This window comes from Streptomyces synnematoformans, from assembly GCF_039531005.1.
GTDB lineage: Bacteria > Actinomycetota > Actinomycetes > Streptomycetales > Streptomycetaceae > Streptomyces > Streptomyces synnematoformans.
Genome location: NZ_BAAAPF010000428.1, coordinates 1 through 4705, shown reverse-complemented (window position 1 = coordinate 4705; position 4705 = coordinate 1). Strand labels below are relative to the sequence as shown.

The following is a 4705-nucleotide window of genomic DNA, read 5'->3' as shown; positions in this document are numbered from 1 at the left end:
ACATTCTACCAACTCCTTGGCTCACAGAACGACATGGCTACGATCCGACTTTGCCTCGGCCACGTCGGCCGCTCCGGCCGGCCCGGCCGCCGCGACCGCTTCGGCCGCTTCACCCCGCCCGGCCGCTTCAGCCGACTCGGCCGCCCCGGCCCCCGCGGCCCGTTCAGCGCTCCCGGCGGGCGGCACCGCCCCGGGTCCGGGCTCCCCCGGTCCCCGGGCCGCCTCCACGCGGACCGCGCCTCGCCCCGCCGCGTCGTCCCGCCGGTCCGTGTCCATGGGCTCAACTGTACGAGCCGCACGCGCCCCGCCGGTCTCGCTCACCCCGCGCCGCCGCCCGGCTGCGGAAGCGTCCCCGACCGGTCCGCCATGACCTGCAGACTCGGTCCCTCGCGCCGGTCCGCGGGCCGCTCCTCCCCGTCGTCCCCGGAGAAGATCACGCCCGCCAGCGTCAGCACGATCACCGCCGCCGCGACCGCGAACGCCACCGCGCCCGTCGCGATGCCGATCACCGCGTTCCGCCCCGCGCCCACGCCGTCGCGCCGCGCCCGGCGGTGCGCGAGCAGCCCCAGCGCCAGCGCCGCCGGGCCGAGCAGCACCGAGAGCACCATGCCGTAGAGCGTGGGCAGGAGCGTGACGCCGACGATGCCGCACACCATCGCCTTCGTCCCCAGGCCGGCCGGGCCCCGCCGCGCCCCGGCTGCGGCCGGCGCCGACGGACTGCTCGCCGCCATATCCGCTCCCCTCCCCGCCCTCCGCGCGCCGCCACGCGCGCGTTCGCACATGCTACGGAGCCGGGACAGCGGCGTCAGTCCCTTGGCATACGATGATGTGATGGCCGATCTCGACTCCTTCATCTCCGGTCTGCCGAAGGCCGAGCTCCACGTCCACCACGTCGGCTCCGCGTCCCCCCGCATCGTCGCCGAACTCGCCGCCCGGCACCCGGACTCGACGGTGCCCGCGGACGCGGCCGCCCTGGCCGACTTCTTCACCTTCCGCGACTTCGCCCACTTCATCGAGATCTACCTCTCCGTGGTCGACCTCGTCCGGGACCCGGAGGACGTGCGCCTGCTGACGTACGAGATCGCCCGCGACATGGCCCGGCAGAACATCCGCTACGCCGAGCTGACCGTCACCCCGTACAGCTCCACGAGCCGCGGCATCCCCGACCGCGCCTTCCTCGACGCCCTGGAGGACGCCCGCCGCGGCGCCGAGTCCGAGCTGGGCGTCGCGCTGCGCTGGTGTTTCGACATCCCCGGCGAGGCGGGGCTGGCCGCGGCCGAGGAGACCGCGCGGATCGCCGTCGACGTCGGCTGCGAGGGCCTCGTGGCCTTCGGCCTCGGCGGCCCCGAGATGGGCGTGCCGCGCGGCCAGTTCAAGCCGTACTTCGACCGGGCCCTGGCCGCCGGGCTGCGCAGCGTCCCACACGCCGGCGAGACGACCGGGCCGCAGACGGTCTGGGACGCCGTCACCGAGCTGCGCGCCGAGCGCATCGGGCACGGCACGAGCGCCGCGCAGGACCCGAAGCTGCTGGGGCACCTCGCCGAGGCGGGCATTCCGCTGGAGATCTGCCCGACCTCCAACGTGGCCACGAAGGCGGTCCCCTCGCTCGACGAGCACCCGCTGCGGCGGATCGTCGACGCGGGCGTGCTGGTCGCGCTGGGCAGCGACGACCCGCCGATGTTCGGTACGGACCTCAACACGGAGTACGCGGTGGCCGCCCGCCTCCTCGGACTCGACGAGGCCGGGGTCGCGGCCCTCGCGAAGAACTCCGTCGCGGCGTCCTTCATGGAGCCGGCCGCGAAGGCGGCGCTGACGGCGGAGATCGACGCCTATCTCGCCGCCTGGCCGGCGGCGGCCACCGCCCCCGGCGCCCCCCGGCCCGCGACCCCGCCCGCCCTGTGACGGCCCCCGCCCCCGCCCGGACGCTGGCCGTCGCCCACCGCGGCGATCCGTACGTCGTGCGCGAGAACACCCTCGGCTCGCTGCGCTCGGCGGTGGCGGCAGGTGCGGACGCCGTCGAGTTCGACGTCCGGCTCACGGGGGACGGCGTGCCGGTGCTGCTGCACGACCGCACGCTGCAGCGGCTGTGGGGGCAGGAGGCGACGCTCGCGTCGTTGTCGTACGCGGAGGTCCAGGAGCGCTCCGGCGGCGGCATCCCGACGCTGCGCGAGGCGCTGAAGATCATGGCGGAGAGCCCGGGCGTGCGCTCCTTCATCGACCTCCCGGACCCGGCCGCCGCCGAGCCCACCATCGCGGAGGTGCTGGAATCCGACGCCGCGGCCCGCACGTACTACTGCGGCGGCACCGCCGCCCTGCTCACCATCCGCGCCGCGTACCCCGCCGCCGAGATAGCCCTCACCTGCTCCTCCCCCGTCCCGTACCGCGCCGGCCTGCTCCGGCGGCTGCGCCCGCAGTGGCTCAACTACCGCTTCGGCCTCCTCGACGAGGCCACGGTCCGCGAGGACCACGAGGCGGGCTACCGGGTGTCCTGCTGGACGGTCGACTGGCCGCGCAACTGGCGCCGCCTGACCGCGATGGGCGTGGACGCGATCACCAGCAACCGCATCCGGGGCCTGCGCCGCCACCTCGGCTCCTGAGGGGGTCCCCCGCGGCGGGGCCGCAGCCGGGCGACGGCGTCGCCGTGTCCCCGCGGGCCGCCGCGCGCAACCGGCGGCGCCGCGCGGCGGGGGCTCGACTCCCCTGCCGCGCGGCTCTCTTCCGCTCCGTACGCCGGCTGTCCGGACGGCGTACGGGCCTCAGCGACCGGCTTCCGCCGGCACCGGGGTCCCGTCTGGCGCGGCCGGGTCCGCGGAACCCGCCGCCGAAGCCGCTCCCGGCGCAGGCGCCGGTGCGCCCGAGGCCGGGACGCGGCGCAGCAGCGTCGCCGACCGCACCGCCGCCGCCACCGCCAGCCCCGCCGCGACCGCCGCCGCCACGTTGAGCCCGCTGGCGAACGCGGCCTTCGCCGGTGCGAGCACCGCCTCGCCCAGCGCCGCGGGCAGGTCCTCCGCCGCGCTCAGCGCACCCGGCAGGGTGTCGCGGGCGGCGCCGTCCGCGCCGTCCGGTACGCCGGCGGGGGCGGCGTCCATCGCGGGGGCCATGTCGCCGCGGTAGACGGCGGTGCCGACGCTGCCGAGGAGGGCGATGCCGAGGGCGACGCCGAGGTCGCTCGCGGTGCTGTTGACCGCCGACGCGGCGCCCGCCTTCTCCGGCGGGGCGGAGCCGATGACCAGGTTGGTGGCCAGCGCCATCACCGGCGCGATGCCCGGGTAGAGCAGGTAGAAGCCGGTGATGAGCATCGGCAGCCCGCCCACGCTGTCGACCTGGGTGAGGACCACGTACCCCGCCGCCGACAGCAGGCTGCCCGCCGCCACGACGTACCCCGGGCGCACCCTGCGGGCGATCACCGGCGACAGCATCGAGACGATCACCAGCAGCACCGCCGCGGGCAGGATCCACAGCCCCGCCTCCAGCGGCGTCAGCTCCTCGACGAGCTGCAGGTACTGCGTGAAGAGCAGGTACACGCCGCCCAGCGCGACGGCGCTGAGGAGGAAGACGGCGAGGGCGCCGCTGAAGGTGCGGTCGCCGAACAGCCGCATGTCGAGCAGCGGGTCGCTCAGCCGCAGCTGCCGCCGTACGAACACGGTCGACAGCACGACGCCGAGCAGGAGGGCGACGATCGCGGTGGCGTTGACGCCGTGCGCGGCCATCTCCTTCACCCCGTACACGACGGGCAGCACCGTGACCGTCGACAGCGCCACGCTCGGCAGGTCGAGCCGCCCCGGCCGCGGCGCCCGGTACTCGGGCACCAGGAACGGCGCCGCGAGGAGCACCAGCGCCATCACCGGCGCGCCCGCCAGCAGGGCGGCGCCCCACCAGAAGTTCTCCAGCAGCAGCCCGCCCACCAGCGGGCCGACGGCCACGCCGACGGACACCGACGCCGCCCACAGGCCGATGGCGGTGGCGCGCTGCCTGGCGTCCTGGAACATGTTGCTGATGAGCGACAGCGTCGCCGGCACCACCGCCGCCGCGCCCACGCCCATCACGGCGCGCGCCGCGATCAGCGCCTCCGCGCCCGGCGCGAACGCGGCCGCCGCCGACGCCGCGCCGAACGCCGCGGCGCCGAAGAGCAGGATGCGGCGGCGGCCGATGCGGTCGCCGAGTGTGCCCATGGCGACGAGCAGGCCGGCCATCATGAAGCCGTAGATGTCGTTGATCCACAGCAGCTGGCTGCTGCTGGGGCCGAGGTCGGCGGCGATGTCGGGGGTGGCGAGGAAGAGCACGGTCATCGTGACGAAGAGCAGGACCGTCGGCGCGAGGAGCACCGCGAGGCCGATCCACTGCCTGGGGCCGGCGCGCAGCGCGGCGGCCTCCGGGGCGGTTGCGGACATGATTGTTCTCGTTTCCGGGTTCGGGGACGGTCGGTTCAGAAGGGGTACGGGGTGTGGGCGCGGGCGGCGCGCAGGGCGCGGGCCCACCAGATGAGCTGGTCGAGCGCGCCGTCGGGGCAGTCGGTCTCGTACACGGTCAGCGCGTGTGCCTCGGCGAGGTCGGCGCGCAGCGCCCGCAGGGCGCGCGGGGCTCCCTCCCCCGCCCGTACGTGCAGCGCCACCGGCCGGGCCTTGAACGCCTCCGCGCACCAGGCCAGCGCCCGCCGCAGCGGGCCGGGCGGCCGCGGCCCCGGCGCGGCCGGCGCCACGACGAC

The 4705-nt window shown here is 76.2% G+C and carries 4 protein-coding genes and 1 pseudogene; 2 read left to right on the top strand and 3 right to left on the bottom strand.

What is annotated here, in order from left to right; genetic code table 11:
• Positions 1 to 317: 317 nt before the first annotated feature.
• A complete protein-coding gene (locus ABD317_RS33670; protein ID WP_344295111.1) occupies positions 318 to 731 on the bottom strand; it encodes a hypothetical protein in 414 nt (137 codons plus the stop codon).
• Between the two features lie 49 nt (positions 732 to 780).
• On the opposite strand from ABD317_RS33670, the gene ABD317_RS33665 reads away from it, so the two are divergent.
• Complete coding sequence (locus ABD317_RS33665; RefSeq protein WP_425582507.1) at positions 781 to 1902, top strand: adenosine deaminase; 1122 nt, start codon at positions 781 to 783, stop codon at positions 1900 to 1902.
• Entirely contained in the window at positions 1899 to 2597 is a 699-nt protein-coding gene (locus ABD317_RS33660) for a glycerophosphodiester phosphodiesterase family protein (protein WP_027754929.1), read from the top strand. The genes ABD317_RS33665 and ABD317_RS33660 overlap by 4 nt, the downstream gene beginning before the upstream one ends.
• Before the next feature lie 159 nt (positions 2598 to 2756).
• On the opposite strand, the gene ABD317_RS33655 is transcribed toward ABD317_RS33660, so the two are convergent.
• Both ABD317_RS33655 and ABD317_RS33650 read right to left on the bottom strand, forming a co-directional pair.
• A complete protein-coding gene (locus ABD317_RS33655; protein ID WP_344295106.1) occupies positions 2757 to 4391 on the bottom strand; it encodes an MFS transporter in 1635 nt (544 codons plus the stop codon).
• 35 nt (positions 4392 to 4426) lie between these two features.
• Positions 4427 to 4705, bottom strand: a pseudogene (locus ABD317_RS33650) (NAD(P)H-dependent oxidoreductase); the annotation flags it as partial.